Source organism: Streptomyces cellostaticus (assembly GCF_001513965.1).
Taxonomy (GTDB): domain Bacteria; phylum Actinomycetota; class Actinomycetes; order Streptomycetales; family Streptomycetaceae; genus Streptomyces; species Streptomyces cellostaticus.
Genome location: NZ_KQ948017.1, coordinates 441,576 through 462,989, shown reverse-complemented (window position 1 = coordinate 462,989; position 21,414 = coordinate 441,576). Strand labels below are relative to the sequence as shown.

The 21,414-nt window shown below is 72.4% G+C and carries 20 protein-coding genes; 11 read left to right on the top strand and 9 right to left on the bottom strand.

The genetic code is table 11. The annotated features are described in order from the left end of the window. Window positions 1-13: 13 nt before the first annotated feature. Window positions 14-382, top strand: a complete 369-nt coding sequence (locus tag AQI88_RS09180; protein ID WP_066994772.1) for a DUF4180 domain-containing protein — start codon at window positions 14-16, stop codon at window positions 380-382. Between the two features lie 74 nt (window positions 383-456). Continuing rightward, window positions 457-1,371 (top strand): SDR family oxidoreductase, encoded by a 915-nt coding sequence (locus tag AQI88_RS09175; RefSeq protein WP_066994769.1) that lies wholly within the window; start codon window positions 457-459, stop codon window positions 1,369-1,371. A 547-nt stretch (window positions 1,372-1,918) separates the two neighbouring features. Here the strand turns inward: AQI88_RS09175 and AQI88_RS09170 are convergent. Next, window positions 1,919-3,307: a pyridoxal phosphate-dependent decarboxylase family protein gene (locus AQI88_RS09170; RefSeq protein ID WP_066994766.1), complete on the bottom strand. Its 1,389-nt coding sequence runs from the start codon at window positions 3,305-3,307 to the stop codon at window positions 1,919-1,921. Between the two features lie 62 nt (window positions 3,308-3,369). Between AQI88_RS09170 and AQI88_RS09165 the strand changes: the two genes are divergently transcribed. After that, entirely contained in the window at window positions 3,370-4,749 is a 1,380-nt protein-coding gene (locus tag AQI88_RS09165; protein ID WP_066994763.1) for an aminotransferase-like domain-containing protein, read from the top strand. Here the strand turns inward: AQI88_RS09165 and AQI88_RS09160 are convergent. After that, window positions 4,732-5,649, bottom strand: coding sequence for a LysR family transcriptional regulator (locus AQI88_RS09160; protein WP_066994761.1), 918 nt, complete (start codon window positions 5,647-5,649; stop codon window positions 4,732-4,734). The two genes, AQI88_RS09165 and AQI88_RS09160, sit on opposite strands and share 18 nt — an antisense overlap. 70 nt (window positions 5,650-5,719) lie before the next feature. Here AQI88_RS09160 and AQI88_RS09155 point away from each other — a divergent pair, with 70 nt between their 5' ends. Then, window positions 5,720-6,355, top strand: coding sequence for a maleylpyruvate isomerase family mycothiol-dependent enzyme (locus tag AQI88_RS09155; RefSeq protein ID WP_066994758.1), 636 nt, complete (start codon window positions 5,720-5,722; stop codon window positions 6,353-6,355). Window positions 6,356-6,473: 118 nt separating this feature from the next. Further along, a complete protein-coding gene (locus tag AQI88_RS09150; RefSeq protein WP_066994754.1) occupies window positions 6,474-7,169 on the top strand; it encodes a L,D-transpeptidase family protein in 696 nt (231 codons plus the stop codon). A gap of 28 nt (window positions 7,170-7,197) precedes the next feature. On the opposite strand, the gene AQI88_RS09145 is transcribed toward AQI88_RS09150, so the two are convergent. Next, window positions 7,198-8,400 carry a Gfo/Idh/MocA family protein gene (locus AQI88_RS09145; protein WP_066994751.1) on the bottom strand — a complete coding sequence of 401 codons (1,203 nt, stop codon included), beginning with the start codon at window positions 8,398-8,400 and terminating at the stop codon, window positions 7,198-7,200. A 127-nt stretch (window positions 8,401-8,527) separates the two neighbouring features. Here AQI88_RS09145 and AQI88_RS09140 point away from each other — a divergent pair, with 127 nt between their 5' ends. Then, window positions 8,528-9,676: an ROK family transcriptional regulator gene (locus AQI88_RS09140; protein ID WP_066994748.1), complete on the top strand. Its 1,149-nt coding sequence runs from the start codon at window positions 8,528-8,530 to the stop codon at window positions 9,674-9,676. A 99-nt stretch (window positions 9,677-9,775) separates the two neighbouring features. Beyond that, on the top strand, window positions 9,776-9,961 hold the full coding sequence (locus tag AQI88_RS09135; protein ID WP_066994746.1) for a hypothetical protein: 186 nt from the start codon (window positions 9,776-9,778) through the stop codon (window positions 9,959-9,961). A 112-nt stretch (window positions 9,962-10,073) separates the two neighbouring features. Here AQI88_RS09135 and AQI88_RS09130 read toward each other — a convergent pair whose 3' ends face one another. The 3 genes from AQI88_RS09130 to AQI88_RS09120 form a co-directional block, all read right to left on the bottom strand. Beyond that, a complete protein-coding gene (locus AQI88_RS09130) occupies window positions 10,074-11,456 on the bottom strand; it encodes a S1 family peptidase (protein ID WP_066994743.1) in 1,383 nt (460 codons plus the stop codon). 140 nt (window positions 11,457-11,596) lie between these two features. Next, on the bottom strand, window positions 11,597-12,427 hold the full coding sequence (locus tag AQI88_RS09125) for an SAM-dependent methyltransferase (protein ID WP_066994740.1): 831 nt from the start codon (window positions 12,425-12,427) through the stop codon (window positions 11,597-11,599). A gap of 52 nt (window positions 12,428-12,479) precedes the next feature. Then, on the bottom strand, window positions 12,480-13,394 hold the full coding sequence (locus AQI88_RS09120; RefSeq protein WP_244184094.1) for a hypothetical protein: 915 nt from the start codon (window positions 13,392-13,394) through the stop codon (window positions 12,480-12,482). On the opposite strand from AQI88_RS09120, the gene AQI88_RS09115 reads away from it, so the two are divergent. After that, on the top strand, window positions 13,377-14,555 hold the full coding sequence (locus AQI88_RS09115; protein ID WP_066994738.1) for a MalY/PatB family protein: 1,179 nt from the start codon (window positions 13,377-13,379) through the stop codon (window positions 14,553-14,555). The genes AQI88_RS09120 and AQI88_RS09115 overlap by 18 nt on opposite strands. Before the next feature lie 32 nt (window positions 14,556-14,587). After that, window positions 14,588-14,974 carry a PPOX class F420-dependent oxidoreductase gene (locus AQI88_RS09110; RefSeq protein ID WP_066994735.1) on the top strand — a complete coding sequence of 129 codons (387 nt, stop codon included), beginning with the start codon at window positions 14,588-14,590 and terminating at the stop codon, window positions 14,972-14,974. Between the two features lie 32 nt (window positions 14,975-15,006). Here the strand turns inward: AQI88_RS09110 and AQI88_RS09105 are convergent, their stop codons facing one another. Beyond that, window positions 15,007-17,769, bottom strand: coding sequence for an alpha/beta hydrolase (locus AQI88_RS09105; protein WP_066994732.1), 2,763 nt, complete (start codon window positions 17,767-17,769; stop codon window positions 15,007-15,009). A 401-nt stretch (window positions 17,770-18,170) separates the two neighbouring features. Here AQI88_RS09105 and AQI88_RS09100 point away from each other — a divergent pair, with 401 nt between their 5' ends. Next, a complete protein-coding gene (locus tag AQI88_RS09100) occupies window positions 18,171-18,695 on the top strand; it encodes a hypothetical protein (protein WP_066994729.1) in 525 nt (174 codons plus the stop codon). A 191-nt stretch (window positions 18,696-18,886) separates the two neighbouring features. Here the strand turns inward: AQI88_RS09100 and AQI88_RS09095 are convergent, their stop codons facing one another. Both AQI88_RS09095 and AQI88_RS09090 read right to left on the bottom strand, forming a co-directional pair. Beyond that, window positions 18,887-19,303 carry a Zn-ribbon domain-containing OB-fold protein gene (locus AQI88_RS09095; protein WP_066994726.1) on the bottom strand — a complete coding sequence of 139 codons (417 nt, stop codon included), beginning with the start codon at window positions 19,301-19,303 and terminating at the stop codon, window positions 18,887-18,889. A gap of 151 nt (window positions 19,304-19,454) precedes the next feature. Next, window positions 19,455-20,228: a TetR family transcriptional regulator gene (locus tag AQI88_RS09090; protein ID WP_066994723.1), complete on the bottom strand. Its 774-nt coding sequence runs from the start codon at window positions 20,226-20,228 to the stop codon at window positions 19,455-19,457. Between the two features lie 267 nt (window positions 20,229-20,495). Between AQI88_RS09090 and AQI88_RS09085 the strand changes: the two genes are divergently transcribed. Beyond that, the gene (locus tag AQI88_RS09085) at window positions 20,496-21,386 is read left to right on the top strand and encodes an ATP-grasp domain-containing protein (RefSeq protein ID WP_066994721.1); all 891 of its coding nucleotides are present in this window, start codon (window positions 20,496-20,498) and stop codon (window positions 21,384-21,386) included. Window positions 21,387-21,414: the final 28 nt, after the last annotated feature.

The window sequence follows — 21,414 nt, the reverse complement described above, 5'->3', positions numbered from 1 at the left end:
TAGGATCACGATCATGACCACGAACACGCTCGTGACCCTCCAAGCCGTACGTGTCCTGCGCTGCGCCCCCGACGGCCCGCCCCTGGACGGCGAGAGCGCCGCGCTGGACCTGATCGGCGACGCCCTCGGACAGGACGCACACCTGGTCGTGGTTCCCGTCGAGCGGATCGCGGACGAGTTCTTCCGGCTGCGGTCCGGTGTCGCGGGCGCCGTCGTCCAGAAGTTCGTGAACTACCGGTTGCGGCTCGCCGTCGTCGGCGACATCTCGGCCCAGGTCGAGGCCAGCGATGCCCTGCGGGACTTCGTGTACGAGTCCAACCAGGGCCGCCAGCTCTGGTTCCTCGCGGCCGAGGAGGAGCTCGACGACAGGCTGCGCCGGTAAAGGAGACAGAAGATGTCCGGCTTTCCCGTCACCCTGGACCGCGACAGCCGTCGTAGGGGTACAGGAGGCCGGACATGCCAAAGGCGCTGCAGGGCAAGGTGGCGCTGGTCGCCGGGGCGACCCGGGGCGCGGGACGGGGCATCGCCGTGGAGCTCGGCGCGGCCGGCGCCACCGTCTACGTCACCGGACGCAGCACCCGCGCCCACCGCTCCGAGTACGACCGCCCCGAGACCATCGAGGACACCGCCGACCTCGTCTCGGCGGCCGGCGGACACGGCATCGCCGTCCCCCTCGATCACCTGGACAAAACCGCCGTACGGGCCCTCGTGGACCGTATCGCTGACGAGCAGGGCCGCCTGGACGTCCTCGTCAACGACATCTGGGGCGGCGAGAAACTCTTCGAGTGGGACACGCCGGTGTGGGAGCACGATCTCGACAACGGGCTGAGGCTGCTCCGGCTCGCCGTCGAGACGCACGCCGTCACCAGCCACTTCGCGCTCCCGCTCCTGCTGCGCCGGCCCGGCGGCCTGGTCGTGGAGGTCACCGACGGCACCGCCGCCTACAACCGCGACACCTACCGCGTGAACTTCTTCTACGACCTCGCCAAGGCCTCCGTACTGCGCATGGCCTTCGCGCTCGGCCACGAACTCGGCCCGCGCGGCGCCACCGCCCTCGCGCTCACCCCCGGCTGGCTGCGCTCGGAGATCATGCTCGACACCTTCGGCGTACGCGAGGACAACTGGCGCGACGCCCTCGACCGCGTCCCGCACTTCGCCATCTCCGAGACCCCGCGCTACGTCGGCCGCGCCGTCGCCGCGCTCGCCGCCGACCCCGACGTGGCCCGCCACAACGGACAGTCCCTCTCCAGCGGCGGCCTCGCCCAGGTCTACGGCTTCACCGACCTCGACGGCAGCCGCCCCGACGCCTGGCGCTACCTGGTCGAGGTGCAGGACGCGGGCAAGCCGGCGGACGTGACCGGATACCGCTGATCTCAAACGCTTTGCAGGACACGGAGTTCTCGTCACAGGTGCGGCCCGCCGGCCGACCGGGCCGGGACCGAGGCGGAGCGGACCACGGCCGCATCGCGCCCACTCGGCCCGGCCGCCGAGGCGTTCGCGTGCGGCGTCGGGGAGCGAGCGTCCGTCGATCCGGCCGTGGCCCACGCGTCGCCGCCTTCGGCTCGCTCGACGTGTCGGTGAACTGCGCCGCCCACTGCGCCCCGGGCGTGCCGCTCTTCGAGGACGAGCCGGACGAGGGGCCGACGTCGGCACGCCGCCGCCGAGGGGATCCCCGAGCCGCTGGCTGCGGGCGCGCGCCAACCTGCCCGCCGGCTGGTGGCGTTGGCGCCCTGCCCGGCGGCCACGCGGCCGCGGACGGCGCGCGCGGCCGGGTCGGCGGAGTCGGGTGAACCCCGCGGCGCCGGTTACGGTCCGCACCTCGGCCTGGGAGGGGCGCGACGACGGACTCGGCGCCGCCCGCGCCCTCTGCCCGCTCGCCGGGTCGGCGAACCCGCCGCCATCGCGCCCGCCGTGAGCCTCAGCCCGAGACCGCCGCCAGCACGTCCAGGACCCGCCGCGTATCGGCCTCGGTCGTACGCCAGTTGCTGAACGCGGCCCGCAGCGCGGGCACTCCGTCGTACACCGTCGGCGTCAGGTACGCCTCCCCGGAGGCGGCGACCGCCTGCGCCAGCGCGTCCACCCGCTCCGGCGAGGCATCCTCGGCGAGTGTGAAGCAGACGACGTTGAGCCGGACCGGGGCCAGCAGACGCAGGCCCGGCAGGGCGTCGATGCCCTCACCCAGGCTGCGGGCCAGCGCCACGTTCCGCTCGACGATCTCGCGGTGCCCGGCCCGGCCGTAGGCCACCAGCGAGAACCAGGCCGGCAGGGCGCGCAGCCGCCGGGAGTTCTCCGGGGTCAGATGCAGGAAGTCGGGCTCCCCGGCGGGCAGGCCCAGATACGGCGACGCGTTGTGGAACACCGCCACCTGGAGGTCACGGCGGCGGGTGAACTGGACGGCCGCGTCGTAGGGCACATTGAGCCACTTGTGCAGATCCACGCAGACCGAGTCGGCCGCGTCGAGCCCGTCGACCAGATCGGCGTAGGCGGGGGAGAGGGCAGCGAAGCCGCCGAACGCGGCGTCGGCGTGCAGCCAGAAGTCGTAGCGTTCCTTCAGCGCGGCGATGGCCCGCAGATCGTCGAAGTCGACGGTGTTCACGGTGCCCGCGTTCGCGACGACGATCGCGGGCCGACCGCCGAGACCCGCCAGTGCCGACTCCAGCGTGGCCACGTCCACGGCCTCCCGGTTGCCCGGCAGCAGTGGCACCTGCCGCAGCCGGTCCCGGCCGATGCCCAGCACCGACATGGCCTTGGCCACGCTGGAGTGTGGGCTGCCGGAGAGCACGTCGACCGGGCCGAGCGCGGCGGCCCCCTCGCGCGAGACGTCCACCCCGAGCCGTTCGCCGAGCCACTCGCGGGCGATCGCGAGACCGACCGTGTTGGACGCGGTCGCCCCGGTCACGAACGCCCCGCTGTGCGCCTCGCCGAGACCGAACAGCTCGCGCAGCCACGCCACGGTCTCCCGCTCCAGCTCCGCAGCCCACGAGCCGCCCGGCCCCGAGAGGTTCTGGTCGAACGCGGACGTCAGCCAGTCCCCGGCGACCGACGCGGGGGTCGCGCCGCCGGTGACGAAGCCCAGGTAGCGCGGCCCGGCCGAGCCGGAGAAGCCCGGCGCCCACCGCTCGGCGAACCGCGCGAGGGCGCCCGCGCCCCCCGCTCCCTCGCCGGGAAGAGGCGCACGCCCGGGCGCCGGCCCGGGTGCGGCGACCGGCCGCTCGGCCAGGCCCGCCACCTCACGGGCGGCGAAGTCACGGGCGGACTGCAGGAGTTCGGGAAGCCGGGAGAGATCGTCGGCGAGTGTGCGGTGCATGAGCCGCAGCGTAGGTCCGCAGCAGAGTCCTGCGGCTGGTCCACTTGAGGGAAACTGGACCAGTGGACACAGGTTTCGTCGCCGCCCTCGGCGCCTGGCGCACCCAGCCCGGCCCGCTCGCCCGCTCCCTGGCCACGGCGGTCCGCGAGGCGGTCGTGGACGGCCGGCTCCCGGCCGGCACCCGGCTGCCCTCCGAACGGGAACTCGCCCGCGCCCTGCACCTCAGCCGCGGCACGGTCGTCGCCGCCCTGTCCCTGCTGCGCGAGGACGGCTGGCTCGCCACCCGGCACGGCAGCGGCAGCGCCGTCCGCCTGCCCGCCCGGCTCACCGAGCGCACCACCCCGTGGTCCCAGGACCGCGGCGGCGCCTTTGACGCCGACCTCGACCTCACCCTCGCCGTCACCACCGCACCCCACGAGGCCTACCTCGCCGCCCTCGCCCGCGCCGCCGAACGCAGTGCCGCCCTCCTGGTCGACTCCGGCGTCACCGGCGCGGGCCTGCCCCGCCTGCGCGAACTGCTCGCCGACCGGTACACCGGCCAAGGCCTCGCCACCCGCCCCGAGCAGATCCTCGTCACCTCCGGCGCCCAGGCCGCCCTCACCCTGCTCCTGGACCACCTCCACACCGACCGCCGCGCCCCCGTCGTCGTGGAGAACCCCACCTACCCCGGCGCGCTCGCCGTCCTGCACGCCCGCCGCACCCGCCTGCTGCCCGTCCCCGTGACGGCAGCCGATGGCTGGGACACCGAACGCCTCACCCACGCCGTACGCCGCCACAACCCCCGGCTCGCCTACCTCGTCCCCGACTTCCACAACCCGACCGGCGCCCACATGGACGCCGCCACCCGCCGTACGATCGCCTCCCTCGCCGACCGGTACGGGCTGACCGTCCTCGCCGACGAGACGATGCGCGACCTGGACCTGAGGACACCGCCCGGCACCGAACCCCACCTCGCCGGTGCGCGGGTCATCCAGATCGGCTCGGCGAGCAAGACCCTGTGGAGCGGCCTCAGGGTCGGCTGGATCAGAGCGAGTGCGGACCTCGTACGACAGCTGCGGCTGAGCCCGCTCCAGGCCCAGCTGTCCCCGCCCCCGCTGGAACAGCTCATCGCCGCCGACCTCCTCGGCGCACCGCTCCCGGACATCCTCGCCGACCGCCGCGACCGGCTGCGCGCCCAGCGCGACCATCTCGCCGCCCAGCTCGCGTCGACCGGGTGGACGTACACCGTCCCGGACGGCGGGCTGACCCTGTGGCTACGCCTGGGCGAGGGTACGAGCGCCACCGACCTCGCGGCCCGGGCCGCCGCGCACGGACTCGCGATCACCCCCGGCCCGCACTTCGCCACCGACCGGACCACCCTCACCCGCCACCTGCGCCTGCCGTTCACAGCGACGGAGGAAACGCTGACGCGGGTGGTGGGACTGCTACGGGAGTGTGCCTAGCCCCGCCCCCGTCATGCCCTTGCGCAGGCGCCCGAGCAGCTCCCGCGCGGCAGGGCTCATGGGACCGTCCGTGCGCCAGGCGAGGGCCACGCGGCCGCGTGCCCGGGGGTCGGCGATCCGCAGCGTGCGCAGGCCGGGTGCCGTGCGGGGGCGCGGCAGCACGGCGACGCCCAGGCCGCGGGCCGCCAGGCGGGCCAGTGCGTCCGGGGCGGCCGCCTCGAAGGCGATGTGGGGCCGGAAACCGGCTTCGGCGCACAGCCGGTCCAGTACGGTGCGCAGCCCGGTCCCGCGCGGCAGGCTGAGCAGGCGGTGTCCGCGCAGGGCGGCCGGCGGGACGGCCGTGGCGCCGTCGTGCCCGGCCACCAGCGGATGGGCCGGGACGGCCGCCGCGACCAGCGGCTCGTCGACGACGACCTGCAGTCCCACGCCCGGCGGCGGCTCCTGCTGTGCGACACCGATCACCGCGAGGTCCAGCTCCCCGCCGCGCAGCGCGGCCAGCATCCGGTCCGAGGTGTCCTCGGTGAGCGTGACCTCCACCTGCGGGTGCGCGTCGTGGAAGTCGGCCAGCATCCCGGCCAGGTCGAAGGGGTGCGCGAGGGTGCCGGGGACGAGCCCGACAGCGACCCGGCCGCGCAGCAGACCCGTGAACTCCTCCACCGTCTGCCGCACCCCGTCGACGGCGGCGAGCGCGGCCCGCGCGAACGGCAGCACCGCCTCACCCACCTCCGTCGGCCGCACCGTACGGCCCGTACGGTCCAGCAGCGGCTGCCCCAGCTCCCGCTCCAGCTGCCGTATCTGCGCGCTCAGCCCGGGCTGTGCCAGATGCAGCCGCTCGGCGGCCCGGGTGAAGCCGGCCTCCTCGACGACCGTCACGAAATACCGCAGCTGCCTCAACTCCATAACTGATCATGATAGTTCCGAGACAGACCAGCTCTTGGACTTATCGGCGCCGCGTCAAGACCCTTGAACCATGGGGAAAGCAGCAGACACCGTCACCGCCGCAGCCATTGCCGCCGAACGCCGGGAGCTGGCCGACCTGTTCGGCGCGCTGACGCCCGGGCAGTGGGAGGCGCCCAGCCTGTGCGTGGGCTGGCGGGTGCGGGAGGTGGTGGCGCACATGTCGATGGGGTTCCGGTACCCGACCGCGAAGGTGCTCAGGGAGCTGGTGAAGGCGCGCGGCAGCCTGAACCGCATGACCGACCGGCTCGCCCGCCGGGACGCGGCCGCCTACCCGGACCCCGAACTCGCCGCCTTCCTGCGCACCCATGCCCACCACCCCTGGAAGCCCCCGGTCGGCGGTCTCGCGGCCGCGCTCGGCCACGACGTCGTCCACGGCCTGGACGTCACGGTCGCCCTCGGCCTGGACCGGAGGGTCCCCGAGGACCGGCTGCGGATCGTCCTCGGTGCGATCGACCCGCGCGCTTTCCGCCTTTTCGGCACCGACCTCACGGGCGTCCGGCTGTGCGCCGACGACCTCGACTGGTCCTTCGGCACCGGCGCCCCGCTGCACGGCCCGGCCCAGGACCTGCTGCTGGTCGCCTACGGCCGCAGGCTCCCCGCCGGCCGGCTGCACGGCGACGAAGTTCACCGTTTCGTCACAGCCTGACCGGAACCACAACCGTCGGCCCCGCAGACAGGTCTAGTAGGCGGACAGCGCGGGAATCGCGAGGGAGACCACCCGGGGGAGGCCCTGGGAAACAAGGGGCAAAGGGGAAGAGGTCGACATGGGGGACATACGCAGACGAGGTGTCGTCGCGCTCGGCGTCACCGGCCTGGTGGCACCGCTCACCCTCGCCATCACCGCGGCACCGGCCCAGGCCGCGAGCTGCACCGCACAGGCGGGGCCGTACCAGAAGCAGGTGGAGAAGTTCCTCGGCCGGCCGGTCGACGGCAAGCAGTCCTCCGCCGACTGCCGGGCCATCCAGGCCTTCCAGAACAGGCACGGCATCACGCCCGCCGTCGGCTACGCCGGCCCCGTCACCTGGGGCGTGATGGACCTGATGAACAAGCAGAAGGCCGTCGGGAACAACCCGAACAAGGACGGCACGTGCCCCGTGAACAAGGGCCGTATCGCCTGCGTGAACCTCACGCTCCAGCTGAGCTGGATCCAGGACGGCAAGAAGCTCGTCTATGGGCCCGTCCCCGTGCGCACCGGCCGTAACGGCTACGAGACCCGCACCGGTCTGAAGAAGATCTACTGGCGGGACATCGACCACGTCTCGGACATCTACAACGTGCCGATGCCCTACAGCCAGTTCTTCGACGGCGGGCAGGCCTTCCACTCGGTGAACCTCAGTATGTGGAACCCGCCGGGCTCCCACGGCTGCGTCAACATGACCACGAAGAACGCCAAGAAGTACTGGTCGCTGCTGAGGACGGGCGACGACGTCTTCGTGTACGGCCGCAAGCCGGGCACCTGAGCCGGCCCGGGCGCCCGGCTCAGCGGCCTCAGTCCTCCGGCGCGTCCCCGAAGTCGGGGATGCCCAGCCGGACCCCGCCCTGCCGCGCGGACTCGTGCGCGACGATGCCCGGCAGGGTGTAGCGGGCGGCCACCCATGCGTTCACCGACGGCAGGGTGCGCGTGTTGACCGCGGTCACGAAGTCGTCCACCAGGAAGTGGTGGCTGCCCTCGTGCCCGTTGTGCAGCTCGTCGAACGCCCGCGGCAGCCGCGACCGGTCGTGCACCGGCGCCGAACCGGAGGTGAAGGCGGCCCGCAGCTCCGGTGCGATGTGCCGCAGTGACGGATCGTCGGGGGAGAGGGTCGGCTTGGGCTCCAGCAGCTCGCTGATGTCCTTGACGCCGTTCTTGTCCTGCCACAGCGCCACCGTCGCCAGCTGCTCCATGCTGGCCTCGGTGCCGAAGAACCGGAAACGGGACTCGCGGATGTGCGAGGGATAGCCGACCCGCCGGAACTCGTTCGTACGGAACGAGCCGCCACCCGCCACCTCGAACAACGCGGTCGCGTTGGACACGTCGTTGTCGAACCGGCTGACGTCCTTGTCGAAGACACCGTCGCCCCGCTCGTCCACGACCCCGATCGCGGAGACGCTGACCGCGTGCGTCCGCCAGGCGCCCAGCACCCCGCCCACCGAGTGCGTCGGGTACAGCAGCGGGGGATAGCTGGCGGTCGCCTTCCAGTTCTCGCCGCCGCTGTACCGGTACGCCTCGTAGAAGCCCAGATCCATGTCGTGGACGTAGTCGCCCTCGGCGTAGAACAGCCGGCCGAAGGCACCCTCGGCGATCCGGTTGCGGGCGTGCACGGTCGCCGGGTTGTACTGGCTGGTCTCGCCCATCATGTACGTCAGCCCGGTCGCCCGGACCGCGTCGATGATCGCGGCGATCTCTTCCGTGGTGATCGCCATCGGCACCGCCGAGTACACGTGCTTGCCCGCGTTCAGGCCCTTGAGGACCAGCGGGCCGTGCGTCCAGCGCTGGGTGAAGACCGCGACCGCGTCGACCGCCTTCGACTCCAGCATGGCCTCGTACGACGGGAAGGTGCCCGCGAGCCCCTGGGCGGCGGCGAGCCGCTCGGCCCGCTCGGGCAGCAGATCGGTGACGTAGACGTCACGGACGCCGGGGTGGGCCTGGAACAGTGCGGCGAACTGACCGGAGAACTGTCCGGCGCCGATGATGCCGAGGGAGAAGGTCATGCGGTTTACTTTTGCTTCAGAAGAATTGGACCGTCAAGAGGGCGTCGGGTATTTCCGTGGGCCGGGTCCGATCCCGGTAAGGTGACCCGGTTACTTCACTCTCGAAAGAAACGGAGGGCCGGCTCTCATGAGCAGCTGGCTGCCGCTGAGCCCGGGTGAGCGCTCCGTGGCGATCGAAGTCCTCGTGCACGGCCCGCTGTCCCGCACCGGGCTGGCCCGCCGGCTGGACCTCTCGCAGGGCAGCCTCACCCGGCTGACCAAGCCGCTGATCGAGTCCGGACTGCTCGTGGAGGTGGCCGAAGCAGGGGCCCCGGCCGAGGGGCGCCAGGGCCGGCCCTCGCAGCCGCTCGACGTCGTCGCCGAGTCCCGCTCCTTCCTCGGCTTCAAGATCACCGCCGATACGGTGTACGGCGTCGTCACTACCCTGCGCAGCGACGTCGTCGCCCGCCTCGACCGGCCGCTGCCCGGCCGCGACCCCGCGCGCGTCGCCGACCTGCTCGCGGAGATGACCGCCGAACTGGCAGAAGGCCGTCCCGCCCTCGCGGGCATCGGCATCGGCGTGGGCGGACTGGTGCGCGAGCGGGCGGTGGTCGGCGAGTCGCCCTTCCTGCAGTGGCGGAACGTTCCGCTCGCCGAGCTGGTCCAGGCGCGCACCGGGCTTCCGGTGGTCGTGGAGAACGATGTGGCCGCCCTGGTCGAGGCGGAGACCTGGTTCGGCGCCGGACGCGGCCTCGACCGCTTCGTCGTCCTGACCATCGGTGCCGGCATCGGTTACGGGCTGGTGCTCGGCGGCAAGCGGGTGTCCTGTGCCGAGGAGAACCGCGGCTTCGGGGGGCACTGGATCATCGACCCCCACGGCCCGCTCACCCCGGACGGCGAGCGCGGCAGCGCTGTGTCCCTGCTCACCATCCCCAGCATCCGCTACCAGATCCGCGCCGCCACCGGCCGGGACGTCACCTACGAGGAGATCCTCGCCGGAGCCGCCGCGGGCGAGCCGATGGCCTTCCGGGTGATCGACGAGGCCGCCCGGGCCCTCGGCACCCTGGTCGCGCAGATCGCCAACTTCGCGATGCCGCAGAAGATCCTGCTCGCCGGGGAAGGCGTCGGTCTCATGGATGTGGCGGGGGACACGGTGCGGGAGGCCATCCGTGGCCGGCGGCACCCGCTGGCCGCGCCCGTGAGCCTGGAGACCAAGGTCTCCGACTTCCACGACTGGGCACGCGGCGCAGCGGTGTTGGCCATCCAGGTCCTCGTGCTGGGCGCGGCGCGGGCGTGAACTCCCGCTGCCGTTTGACACATTGACGTGATGAGTAACACGGTCCGAAATGTCCGTATCGCGTGTGCTTACTCACAGCGCCTTCACGCCGATCGGCATATGCTTCACAGCATGTCCACCACTGTTGAAGCCGCCTTCGAGCGATCGGCCGCGGAGGTCAACGAGGAGATCAGGGCCCTGTGGCGCCGGTCGGGCGGGACACTGACCACCGAGCAGCGCGCGCAGTACCAGCGCCTCGTGATGGAGTGGGCCGCAGCGGCCCCGCAGTCGCACCAGGCGGCCTGAACCGGCCGGCGGCACCCGCCGTACCTTCAAGGGCACCCGTGAGCGCACGGGTGCCCTTCTCGCAGCACCTCCACAGACCTGAGGGCCTCCGAAGCCCCCTGCCGCCGTCTCGTCAGCCCCACGTTGCCGAGTAGTACCGCTGGTACGCCTTGCGGTCCTGCTCGGCCCGGAAGTACCGGGTCGCGACGAGCGCGATCAGACTGCCCGCGATGACCAGCAGCCCGGGACCGATGTTCCGGGTGTCCGTCAGCCGTGCCAGCAGCGTCTGGCCCTGTGCGGCGCCCGTCACGGGCGCCTGAGAGCCGGGCGAGGCCGCGCTCGGCGCGACGGCGCCCTGCGTGGCCGAGACGGACGGCGCCGAGGACGGCGACGCGCCCTGGCCGCCGGCGTTCTGCGCCGACACGATGAGCCGGACGTTCAGCGCCGCCATCGCCTTGGTCACCGGCTGGAAGAACGTCGTCCCGCCCGTGGTGCAGTCGCCGCTGCCGCCCGAGGTGACGCCCAGCGCGATGCCCTCGGAGAACAGCGGGCCGCCGCTGTCGCCCGGTTCGGCGCACACGTTGGTCTGGACGAGTCCGGTCACCGTGCCCTCGGGATAGTTCACGGTCGCGTTGAGCGCGGTGACCTGGCCGTCGTGCAGTCCGCTGGTGCTGCCGCTGCGGAACACCCGCTGTCCCACCGTCGGATCGGCCACCCCGGTGATCCGCACGCCCTTGCCGCCGCCGATCGCGACCACGCCGGCACCGTCACCGGCCTTGCCCGAGTTGTACTGGACGAGCGAGAAGTCGTTGCCGGGGAAGGTGCTGCTGACCGTCTTGCCCAGCTGCTGGTTGCCCTGGTTGTCGGCGAACCAGATGGAGCCGGCGGGCCCGCAGTGGCCGGCGGTGAGGATGAAGTCGCTCTGCCCGTTGGTGACGTTGTAGCCCGCAGAGCAGCGGCCGCCCGTCGACAGGATCGGCTGCGCCCCGTTCAGCCGTGTGGTGAAGGTGCCCTTCGTGCGTTCCATGTGCACGAAACCGCCGATCCGCGTGGCGACTTGGCTCATCCGCGACCAGTCGGCGGCCGACACCGTGGGGTCGGCCTGCACCACGACCTGGTTGGTCCGGTAGTCCACCGCCCAAGCGGTGCCCGCCACGCGGGGTGCCGAACGCAGCGCGGTGGTGGCCGACTTGAGTTCGTTCATGCTGTGCGGCACGACCTTCGCCTCGGCCCCCGCCCGCCGCACGGCCTCGGCCGCCCCGGAGTCGGTCACCGCCACGACCGGCCGTCCGTCGCTGCCGATCCAGCTGCCCGCCGTCCGTGCCGTGCCGAGCTTCGCCACCAGCGCCGCCCCGGGGTCACCGGTCGTCCCGGCCGTACTGAGCGGCTTGGCGGACGCCGCGGGAGGCTCGCTCGCCATGGCCGCCTGGGCGACCATCGCACCTCCCAGAAGGAGTCCGCCGACCGCCGCCAGCCGTGTCACTTGCCTCACGACGCGTCGTCGTGCGTGCCTCATGCGTGGCTCCCGAACCCGAACGCACGATGCCGCCGCCGGCACCGCGGGGCCCTCCGGTCGTCGAGCGCCCGCCCGTGAGTACGTGGCCCGGACCGGCCGCGTTCACCGACGGCGGTGATCTTCTCGGCGTATGCGTGCCGTCAGCTCTTGCGCGCCACCCCGCCGAACATGGCGACCTCCTCCGGCTCGGCCCCATGGGCGTCCTCCGGACGCCAGCGCGAGCAGGACAGCACGCCCGGCTCCAGCAGCTCCAGACCGTCGAAGAACCGGGCCACGTCCTCGGGCGTGCGCTGGGTCAGCTTCGGAGTGCCGTGCTCGTTCCAGAACTTGACCGCCTCGTCCACGTCCGGCATCGACGGGCTGGTGACGGTGTGCGACAGCACCAGGTGACTGCCGGACGGCAACCGGTCCGTCAACCGCCGTACCAGGCCGTACGGGTCCTCGTCGTCGCCGATGAAGATGACCACGCCGAGCAGCATCAGTGCCACCGGCTCGCTGAAGTCCAGTGTCTTCGCCGCGTGTTCGAGGATGGCGTCGACATTGCGCAGGTCCTCGTCCAGGTAGTCGGTACGGCCATCGGGTGTGCTGGTGAGCAGGGCGCGCGCGTGCGCGAGGACGAGCGGGTCGTTGTCGACGTACACGATCCGGGCGTCCGGAGCGATGCTCTGGGCGACCTCGTGCGTGTTGTCGGCGGTGGGCAGCCCGGTGCCGATGTCCAGGAACTGCCGGATGCCGACCTCGCCGACCAGATGGCGTACGGCCCGGCCCAGGAACAGCCGGTCGGCACGCGCGTACTCCCCGATACCCGGGTGCAGGGCGCGGATCTGGTCGCCGGCCGCGCGGTCGACCTCGTAGTTGTCCTTGCCGCCGAGCCAGTAGTTCCAGATCCGGGCCGTGTGCGGCTGGCCGGTGTTGATGCGGGCGCGCAGCGACACGGCCACGTCATTGGTGGCTGCCGGGTTGTCGGTCACGTGGGTTCAGCTCCTGGATGCCTGATGAGAGGTGCACCATTCAAGACGCAATCTAGACGCCCGAGTTGATCTGTGCCGCCCCTTGGGGGTTTTCCACGCCCGGACGGAGCCGCGACCGGCTGCGCGCGTCACCCCACACCGATTCCGCGCCGGCACAGGGGCGCAGGCGGGCGGTGCGGGCCGCATCCGGGCACCCGCCCAGTTCACCGGAGGCGATCTTGCGGGCGATCCCCGCGGGGAAGCCGGCGATCTGCACCCGGGCGTCCAGCCGCGAGTGCACCAGCCGCACCCCGGCGAGGCCGCTCCCCTCCTGCCCCGCCCGCCCCTCGACCCAGGCGATCCGCTCCGGGCCGGCATGTTCTGCCGGTCGTGCACCAGGCATGGCGCATGCCCGCCCGGCTCCGGTGCCCGGCGGTCCGCACGAAGGACGCCGCCGTCGGTTTCCCGGCGCTCCTGACTCGCAGCAGCTGGTTCGACACCTCCAGGTACTCCCGCCGGCCCGTTCCCCGAAGGTGGGGCCCGGCCCCGGCCCGAACAGCGTGTGGGCCACGGGCGTGTCGCCGAGCAGCAGGTCCACCATCCGGTCCGCCACGAAGAACGCCTTCCCCGTCAGGTGCACCTGAGCGTGCCCGTGCACCGGACCGCCCTCGTCCAGCAGCCGGTCCAGCATCGCCCGGTGCCTGTCCCGCAGCAGGTGGCCGGCCTTGCACTCCTGCGCGGGCGACCGGATCCGGTGCCGGATCTCCCGTGCGCACTCCGCGGCCCGGTCCACCGGCAGCGCCGCGCTCGCGTGCGCGATCACCTCCGTGTCCCCGCGGATGAGGTTCTCCCCGTCCGAGCCCGACTCGTCGCAGGCGACCTCCAGGACGCGGCCCCCGGCCGCCGTCTCCCGCGCCCCGTCCGGCTCGCCCCGTTTCCGCTCACGCCACAGCGCCCTATCTTGAGCCCCATGACCAGCATCCCGCACGACACACCCGGCGAACCCGACCCGCTGCGCGCCCTCGGCCTGGAACGGCTGCGATGTCGTACGAGCATGAAGTGGCGCACCTACCCCGAGGACGTGCTGCCGCTGTGGGTGGCCGAGATGGACGTGCCGCTCGCCGAGCCGGTCGTCCGTGCCGTCACCGAGGCGCTCGCCCTCGGAGACACCGGCTACCCCGCGGGCACCGCCTACGCCGAGGCGCTGGCCGCTTTCGCCGCCAAGCGGTGGAACTGGGACGGGATCGCCGTGGAGCGCACCGCGATCGTTCCGGACGTGATGCTCGGTGTCGTCGAAATGCTCAAGCTGGTCACCGGGCCCGGCGATCCGGTGATCGTCAACTCGCCGGTCTACCCGCCGTTCTACCAGTTCATCACCCACATGGACCGCCGCGTGGTGGAGGCCCCGCTGGGCGCCGGCCTGCGCCTCGACCTCGATCCGCTGGCGGACACCTTCCGGAACGTGACAGCGGGCCAAGGCCGCGCCGCCTACCTGCTGTGCAGCCCGCACAACCCCACCGGCACCGTGCACACCGCCGCCGAACTGGCCGCCGTCGCGGACCTCGCCGAACGGTACGGCGTCCGGGTCGTCGCGGACGAGATCCACGCCCCGCTCGTCGCCCCCGGTGTCACCTTCGTGCCGTACCTGAGCGTGCCCGGCGCCGAGCGCGGCCTGTCGCTGATGTCCGCGTCCAAGGGCTGGAACCTGGCCGGGCTCAAGGCCGCGCTCGCCCTCGCCGGACCCGGAGCCGCCGCCGACCTGGCCCGGCTGCCCGAGGAGGTGAGCCATGGCCCCAGCCACCTCGGCGTCATCGCCCACACGGCCGCCCTGAACGACGGCACCGGCTGGCTGGACGCCTTGCTGGCCAGTCTCGACGCGGGCCGGAGCCTGCTCACCGCCCTGCTCGCCGAGCACGTGCCCGCGATCCGCCCCTGCCCCGCCGAGGCCACCTACCTGGCCTGGCTCGACTGCCGCGCCCTCGGCCTCGGCGACGACCCCGCCGAGGCGTTCCTGGACCGCGGCCGGGTCGCCCTCAGCTCCGGCCTGCCCTTCGGCACCGGCGGCGCCGGGCACGTACGCCTCAACCTCGCGACCTCCCCGGAGATCCTCACCGAGGCGGTACGGCGCATGGCGGCGACCGTGGCCTGAACCATGGGAACTCGGCCGCCTAGACTGCCGGAATGGACGACACGCAGCTGGACCGGCTCGGCTCCGGCAAGTACCTGCTGGTCACCAGCTACCGCAAGGACGGCACCCCCGTCGCCACCCCGGTGTGGGTGGTCCGGGACGGGGACACCCTCGGCGTGTGGACGGCCGCCGACAGCTGGAAGGTCAATCGGATCCGCCGCCGCGCCGACGTCCTCGCCGGCCCCTGCGACCTGCGCGGCAATCCCACCGGCGACCAGCTCCCGGCCACCGCCGAGATCGCCGACGCGGCCACCACCGCCCGCTACCGCGCCCTCATCGCCCGCAAGTACGGCATCCTCGGCCGTCTCACCCTGCTGGGCAGCCGGCTGCGGCGCGGGCTGGACGGCACGGTCGGCATCCGGGTGACCCCGAAGCCCTGAGGAGGCCGCCGCCCCCTCAGGGCCCCGGGCGGCTACGACGCGTCGAGCACCGTGCCGTTCAACTCCAGCCCGCCGGGCTGAGGTTCGCCGGTCTGGTCGTCGATCTGCCGGAACCGCACCGACTCGGCGGACTCCGTCACCCGGTCCTTGACCGTGGGAACGGTGATGTCCGCACTGGTCTTGCCCGCCGGAATCTCCACCCCCAGGTAGAGACCGCCGTCCAGCTTGGACAGGGGCCGCTCCGGGTCCGGCGAGGCGCCGGTCCTGTCCCGCAGCCAGCGCGCGGACACGTCCTTGGTGGACAGCTCGGGGCCGGTGGGCGGCACGGCGACGAAGAACGCGCTCATGTCCACGTCGACGGCCCCCGACAGCGACACCCGCCACTTCAGGGCCTGTCCCTCGGTCACCCGGTCCGCGACCGGGGTGACGCTCAGCTTGGGTGCCGGGTCGTCGTCGTGCACGGTGATCCCACCCCGGTACGAGCCGACGATCGCGCCATGGACCGCCTTGACGAGGATGTCGTACGACACGTCCTTGCCGTAGCGCGTGTTGCCCTTCACCTCGACCGGCACGTCGATGTCGTGGCCGCCGGGATGCACGGTGACCAGCCGGTCCTCGGCCCGGCCGGTGACCGGGTCGAGGACGTACACCCGGACCTGTCCGCTGCCCTGCCCCGACACCTCGACCGGGACCCGGTAGGTGCGGGTGCCGGAGTCGCCCTCGCCGACGGTCGTCCGGCCGACGTCCACGCGCGGCAGACCGGCCGCCTGCACCGCCGGCAGACCCGGCCGCCAACCCCATGCGTCCATCAGCCAGGCCCTGCCGGAGCGCGAACGCGGGGTCAGTTCAAGGGACTTGACCTTGTGCAGGTCGAGTCCGGCACGGGTCGCCGCCGTCAGCGGCACCCGGATCTCACGCGCCCAGTAGGAGGCGGTGCGCTCGCTGCCGGGCAGCCCGTCGACCTTGACCTTGCCGAGGACCGCCTTGCGGCCGGTGGCATCGGTGACCGACACGTCCAGGCGCGTGCCCCGGGAGTTCGACGGCACGAACAGCCGCAGCGCCAGCGCCTTGTCGCCGGACAGCGAGACCGCGTCCTTGACGCGCACCCGTGCCGGGGCGCCGGCGCGGGTCCAGCGCAGCGCGACCGCGTTCCGGCCGGCCTCACGGTCCGTCTCCCACTGGGCGAAGTGCGGCGAGATGCCCTTGGCGCCCTGGCCCAGGCAGGCCTTGGCCGGGGCGGGATCCACGGCGGCGCACAGCTTGCCGCCGGTCACGGACACCCCGCCGTCCGGCAGGAACCCGGCGTTGCGGCGCGCACCCACCGCGTGGGTGAGGACCCGCGCCGGGTCCGCCGACGGCGCCCGCCTGCCGGAGCCGTCCAGCAGCGGCCGCACCTTGTCGTCACCGGCGAGGAACAACCGTGCGGCGGCCGCGATGTACGTCGAACCGGCCCGGTGCTGCTGGTCGGCGGTCAGGCGGGTGGCGGCATGCTTGGAGCACACCGGGTCGTGGTGCTGAGGGTCGTCCGAGAAGTCGTCCTCGGCGGGCGCGGCGGCCTGCCCCGGCGTCCACTCGGAGTTGAAGAAGTTGTGGTCGGCGCCGATGACGTACACGGCACTGTGCAGTGCGCTGCCGCGGCTGACCGTGCGCGTGCCGTCGACGTAGACCTCGCCCTGGAGGTCGGAGACGTCACCGTCGCAGCCAGGCAGGATCGTCGCCGACGGGACGTCGGGCACCGGGTTCTGGCCGAAGACGGTGGGGCCGATGAGGACCAGGCCGCGGATGGTCCAGCGCACCGGTCCGTGGTAGCCGTCCCGGCCGGCGGGCGGCGGGTACAGGCTGTCCAGCGCGGCCCGGTTCACGCCCTCGCCGCCCCGTGAGTGGCCGACCAGCAGGACCCGGGACAGGTCGGCGCGGGGTGCGTCCCGTACGACCGTCGGTGCCGTCTCGGGGTGCGCGGCCCAGTCGGCCCACTGGGCGAGATGCAGCCGCACCAGGGACGAACGCGCCTGCGCGCCGCCGTCCTCGGCCGCCCCGTCCTGGCCGTTGATGCCGTTCGCGGAGATCGAGACGGTCACATAGCCCTGCGAGGCCAGCAGCTTCTGGTCGCGCAGGTAACCGCGGTGGCTCGGCACCGGCTTGGTCCCGGCCGGGCAGGGCCAGTCACCGGTGATGTCGCTCCCCTTGTAGCACGTGTAGTGGCGGCCGTGCAGGAACAGCGCGAGCGGGTGCGGGCCGCGGGCGCCGGTGGGGGCGACGACCACCGCGCGCATCTCCACCGGGGCGGAAAAACCGGGCAGCCGGACCGACTTGAGGCTGTACTCACCGGTCTTGGTGCGGTACGGACCGGGCTTGCCCGGGTCCACGGAATTGGCCGGCAGCGGGGCCGGCGGCTGAACCGCCGACGTGGTCGAGGCGGTGCCCTTGCCGTCCAGTCGCCGTCCGCCGGACCAGACTTGCAGCCCGCGCAGCTCGCCGGAGTGCTGCCGGTCCAACGGCAGCCGGAAGGTGCGCCCGTCCTTGCCCGGCTTCGGAACCCCCAACAGCCTTCCCCCGGCGTGGAATTCGACGCGGGCGTCGCCCATGGGCACCGGCCGGTCCGACCGCCACACCAGCTGCGGCGTCGACCGGCCGCCGGTGATCCCCCATCCCGGCGGCAGTGTCCCGTCGGGCGCAGCCGCCAACGCCCCTGCTGGTGAAGTTGGTTGACCCTGTGCGACTGCCGCCCCTGGGGATGCTCCCGCCACCGCGAGCAGCGCGGCAGCGGTGACCCATATGCGCCGGGCACGGACCACAGTTCCTCCTCGAACCCCCGACCTCGGGCGTCCCGGCCGTCCCGGGTGCCCCTCGCCCCCGGAGGACGGGAAGGAGACTCTGTGGGTTGCCTGTGAAGAGCAGGTGTTCGATCACATCGAGCGGTCAGCCGCGGCGACACCGTTGACCGGACAGGCCCCCTGTGTCATCGGAGAACGGCCTATGGATTGCCGAAAGCAGGAATGGGAGCTCGCTGAAGCTCGAATGGGCTAAGGAAAGGCGTCAAAAGGCAATAGGACAGTCATGTCATGCGAAAGTCATATCGCCCGACGGCGGATGGATGTTCACAGCTCGAACTGCCAAGGGAAAGGGCAGGAGAATCCGCGAGGGCGAGATCAGGTGACCGAACCCGGTACCCAGGCAACGAGGAGGAGTACTCGTGATGCGAACAGCGGCCCGAGCAAAGGCACGGTCGGGACGGGTCAGATGGGCAGCGCGGATCGTCGGCGCCGGCCTGACCGCGACCGCGGCACTCGGTATCGCCGCCGGCCCCGCGCTGGCTCAGGCGGGCCCGCCGAGTGACCAAGGCGTGCAGCCCGTGCTGTCGCCCGACATGAACCCGCCCGTGTCCTGCCCCACGGGCGCGACCGGGTTCAGAGTGGAGGAACCTGCGGTCGGAACCACAAACGTCCCGATCCCCGGCGACGACGCCAAAACCTTCGAGCTCACCGTCACCAACACCGACCAGGGACAGGTGTTCAGCTTCCACATTCCCGATGATGCTCAACGTGCCGCTGTCCAGGTCACCGCAAAGGGCGGGAATGTCGGCGCCAACGTCTACACGTACGACAGTATGCGCTTCCCCAACGGCGAGGTGATCGACGGATCGCTCCACGCCCCGATCAACCCGAGCAACAAGTTCGCGGACCTCAGCCACATCGACTTCTGTCTCATTCCCTGTCCCTGATGACGCATCGGTGACAGCGGGGCATCACGGCCCCCTCACGACCTGAGCCGGTCCCGCCGCCTCGCCTCGATCAAGACTGACGGGCCGTCCAGGGCCTTCACCTTCGGCCGGGGCGAGGTCGGCACCTGATGTCAGAGGCACGCGGATGGCTGTGCGGTCACGGCCCCGGTGCCGGCCATCACTGCCGGACCTCAGGTCCAGGCCCGGTACGGCTCGTCCAGCAGCTGGAAGACCGGCTCGCTCCGCACCGGGTCCTTGGCCGTGGACAGCCGGACCCGGTCTCCGCTGTGGATGCCGACGGGCGGCCCCATGACCCGGCCCCGGACGACGAACCCCTCGGACATCTCGATCAGCGACACATTGCGCGCCGCGGGCGTGTTGCGGTGCACCACGGTGGAGTGGCGGACCGTCCCGGTGCCCTCGCTGCGCTCCGTGCGCAGCTCGCTGCCCTGGCACACCGGACACAGCAGCCGGTGGTACATCGCGGTGCCGCACCAGGTGCAGCGCTGGAAGAGGATGGCGTCCCTGGAATCTGCGGAAGCGGGATCGAGAACACCCGCCGCGGAGCCGGCCGCCGAATGTGAGGTGCTCGCTGAGTGGTGGTACACGCTGGTCAACTCCCTGCGCTCGGCCGGAATCCCGCGTGCTCGGCGCGAACCACGCACGCGTGTGCGCGGTGACCGTGCCACCGTGCACGCCGACAGGGTATGGCACTCAGTGTCACTCGTAAAGGCACTCCGTACCCCGAATCTGCGGAGGTCAGGCGCGGCCGAGTGTGGACTCGAACTCCTGTACGACCCTCCATAGCGGTGCGTCGCGGCGCGTGACGAGGACGATCACGTCATCGGGGTGCTCGGCCCGCTCGCCGCCGGACACGGAGGGGGCAGGGGTGGGGGCGGAGACGGGTTCGGGCAGGGGTGAGGCGGGGTGGGGGCGCGCCGACCGGCCGAACGTGGCCTGCACGTATCCCAGGGCATGGTCCACCGCCACGCCCGCGTCGCCCTTGCCGTCCGAACGCAGCCAGGAGCGCAGCGCGTTGTTGTGCGCGGCGACGACCGCAGCCGCGATCACATCGGCCCGCAGCGTCCCGTCGGGCCGCCCCGTCAACCGTCCGCGCAGATACGCGGCGAGCGCCCGCTCGTAGCGCCATACCACCGACAGTTCGTAGGCGCGCAGCCCCGGCACCTTCTTGGTGAGGCGGTAGCGCTGCACGGAGAAGGCCGGGTTCTCCGCGTACATCCGCAGCACCAGCCGGGCCGCGTCGCACACCCGCCGTACCGGCTCGTCCGCCTCGCCGCTCTCGGCGAGGAACGCGGTCATGTCGGCCAGACAGCGCTCGTGGTCGGGGAAGACCACGTCCTCCTTCGAGGGGAAGTAGCGGAAGAACGAGCGCCGGCCGACCCCGGCCAGTGCCACGATGTCGTCCACGGTGGTCTGCTCGTACCCGCGTTCCAGGAAGAGCTGGAAGGCCGCCGCGACCAGGGCGTCCCGCATCGGCGGCTTCGCGGCCGGCGCCGCGCTGCTGGAGCTCATGGACGGGAACGTAGCACCCGGTCCGGGATCTTGGCACTCAGTGCAACGAGAGAGGGACGGCGGGGGGACTGAGTGCACTGGGACTTCTGCTCCGGGCGCGCCCGCCGACGTCGCTGCCCTCGAGGCGCGAAGACCGTTCGGCCTCGCATGGTGCGCAGACCCGGGCCGGGGACGGGAGCGGCCACCCCCCGACGTAACCTTTCTGCACCTTGCGCCGAGATCACCCCGCATCCGGTGCGGAAGCGCCCAGCCGCCCGAGGAGACCGCATGTCCGCCGCCCGCCCCCGCGTCCTCTACGTCACCGACCTGGCGTACCCGGCCCGCGGGCGCCGCTACGGCGACGAGGACGTCTTCCTGACCTCCCGGCTGCGTGAGCACTTCGACCTCGCCCTGTGCCATCCGCTGGACGCGGCCGCGCTGATGGACGCCTACGACGCGGTCGTCGTCCGCAACAGCGGACCCGTCCTTGGCTACCAGAAGGAGTACGACGCCTTCCGCGCGCGGGCGCTCGGCAGCGGGACGCGGGTGTACAACCCGCTCAGCGGCAAGGCGGACATGGCCGGCAAGCAGTACCTGCTCGACCTGAGCGCCGCCGGCTTCCCGGTCATCCCCACCGTCGACCGCGCCGAGGACCTGCACCGGCTGCCCACGGCCGAACGCTACGTCGTCAAGCCCAGGCTCGGCGCGGACTCCCTCGGCCTGCGCATCCTCCCCGCCGACCGGCTCGCCGGCCTCGCCGACGGAAGCGTCCTCATCCAGCCGTGCGTCGACTTCGCCTACGAGGTGTCCTTCTACTTCGTGGACGACGACTTCCAGTACGCCCTCTACGCCCCCGACCCGGAGCGCCGCTGGGAGCTGAAGCCGTACGCCGCCACCGCCGGCGACCTGGAGTTCGCCCGCCGTTTCGTCGACTGGAACGGGCTCGGCCACGGCATCCAGCGCGTCGACGCCTGCCGCGCCCCGGACGGCGAGCTGCTCCTGGTCGAGCTGGAGGACCTCAACCCCTACCTGTCCCTGGACGCCCTCCCCGAGGAGGCCCGGGACGCCTTCGTCACCGCGCTGACGGCGTCCCTGAGCCGGTTCGTCCGGGGGCCCTCACCCCGGCCTGACGGTGATCCGCTGCGGCGGGCCCGCCGGCGAGGTCGGATGCGGGGCTGAACGAGGCCGGGGTGCGCGCCGTATCTCA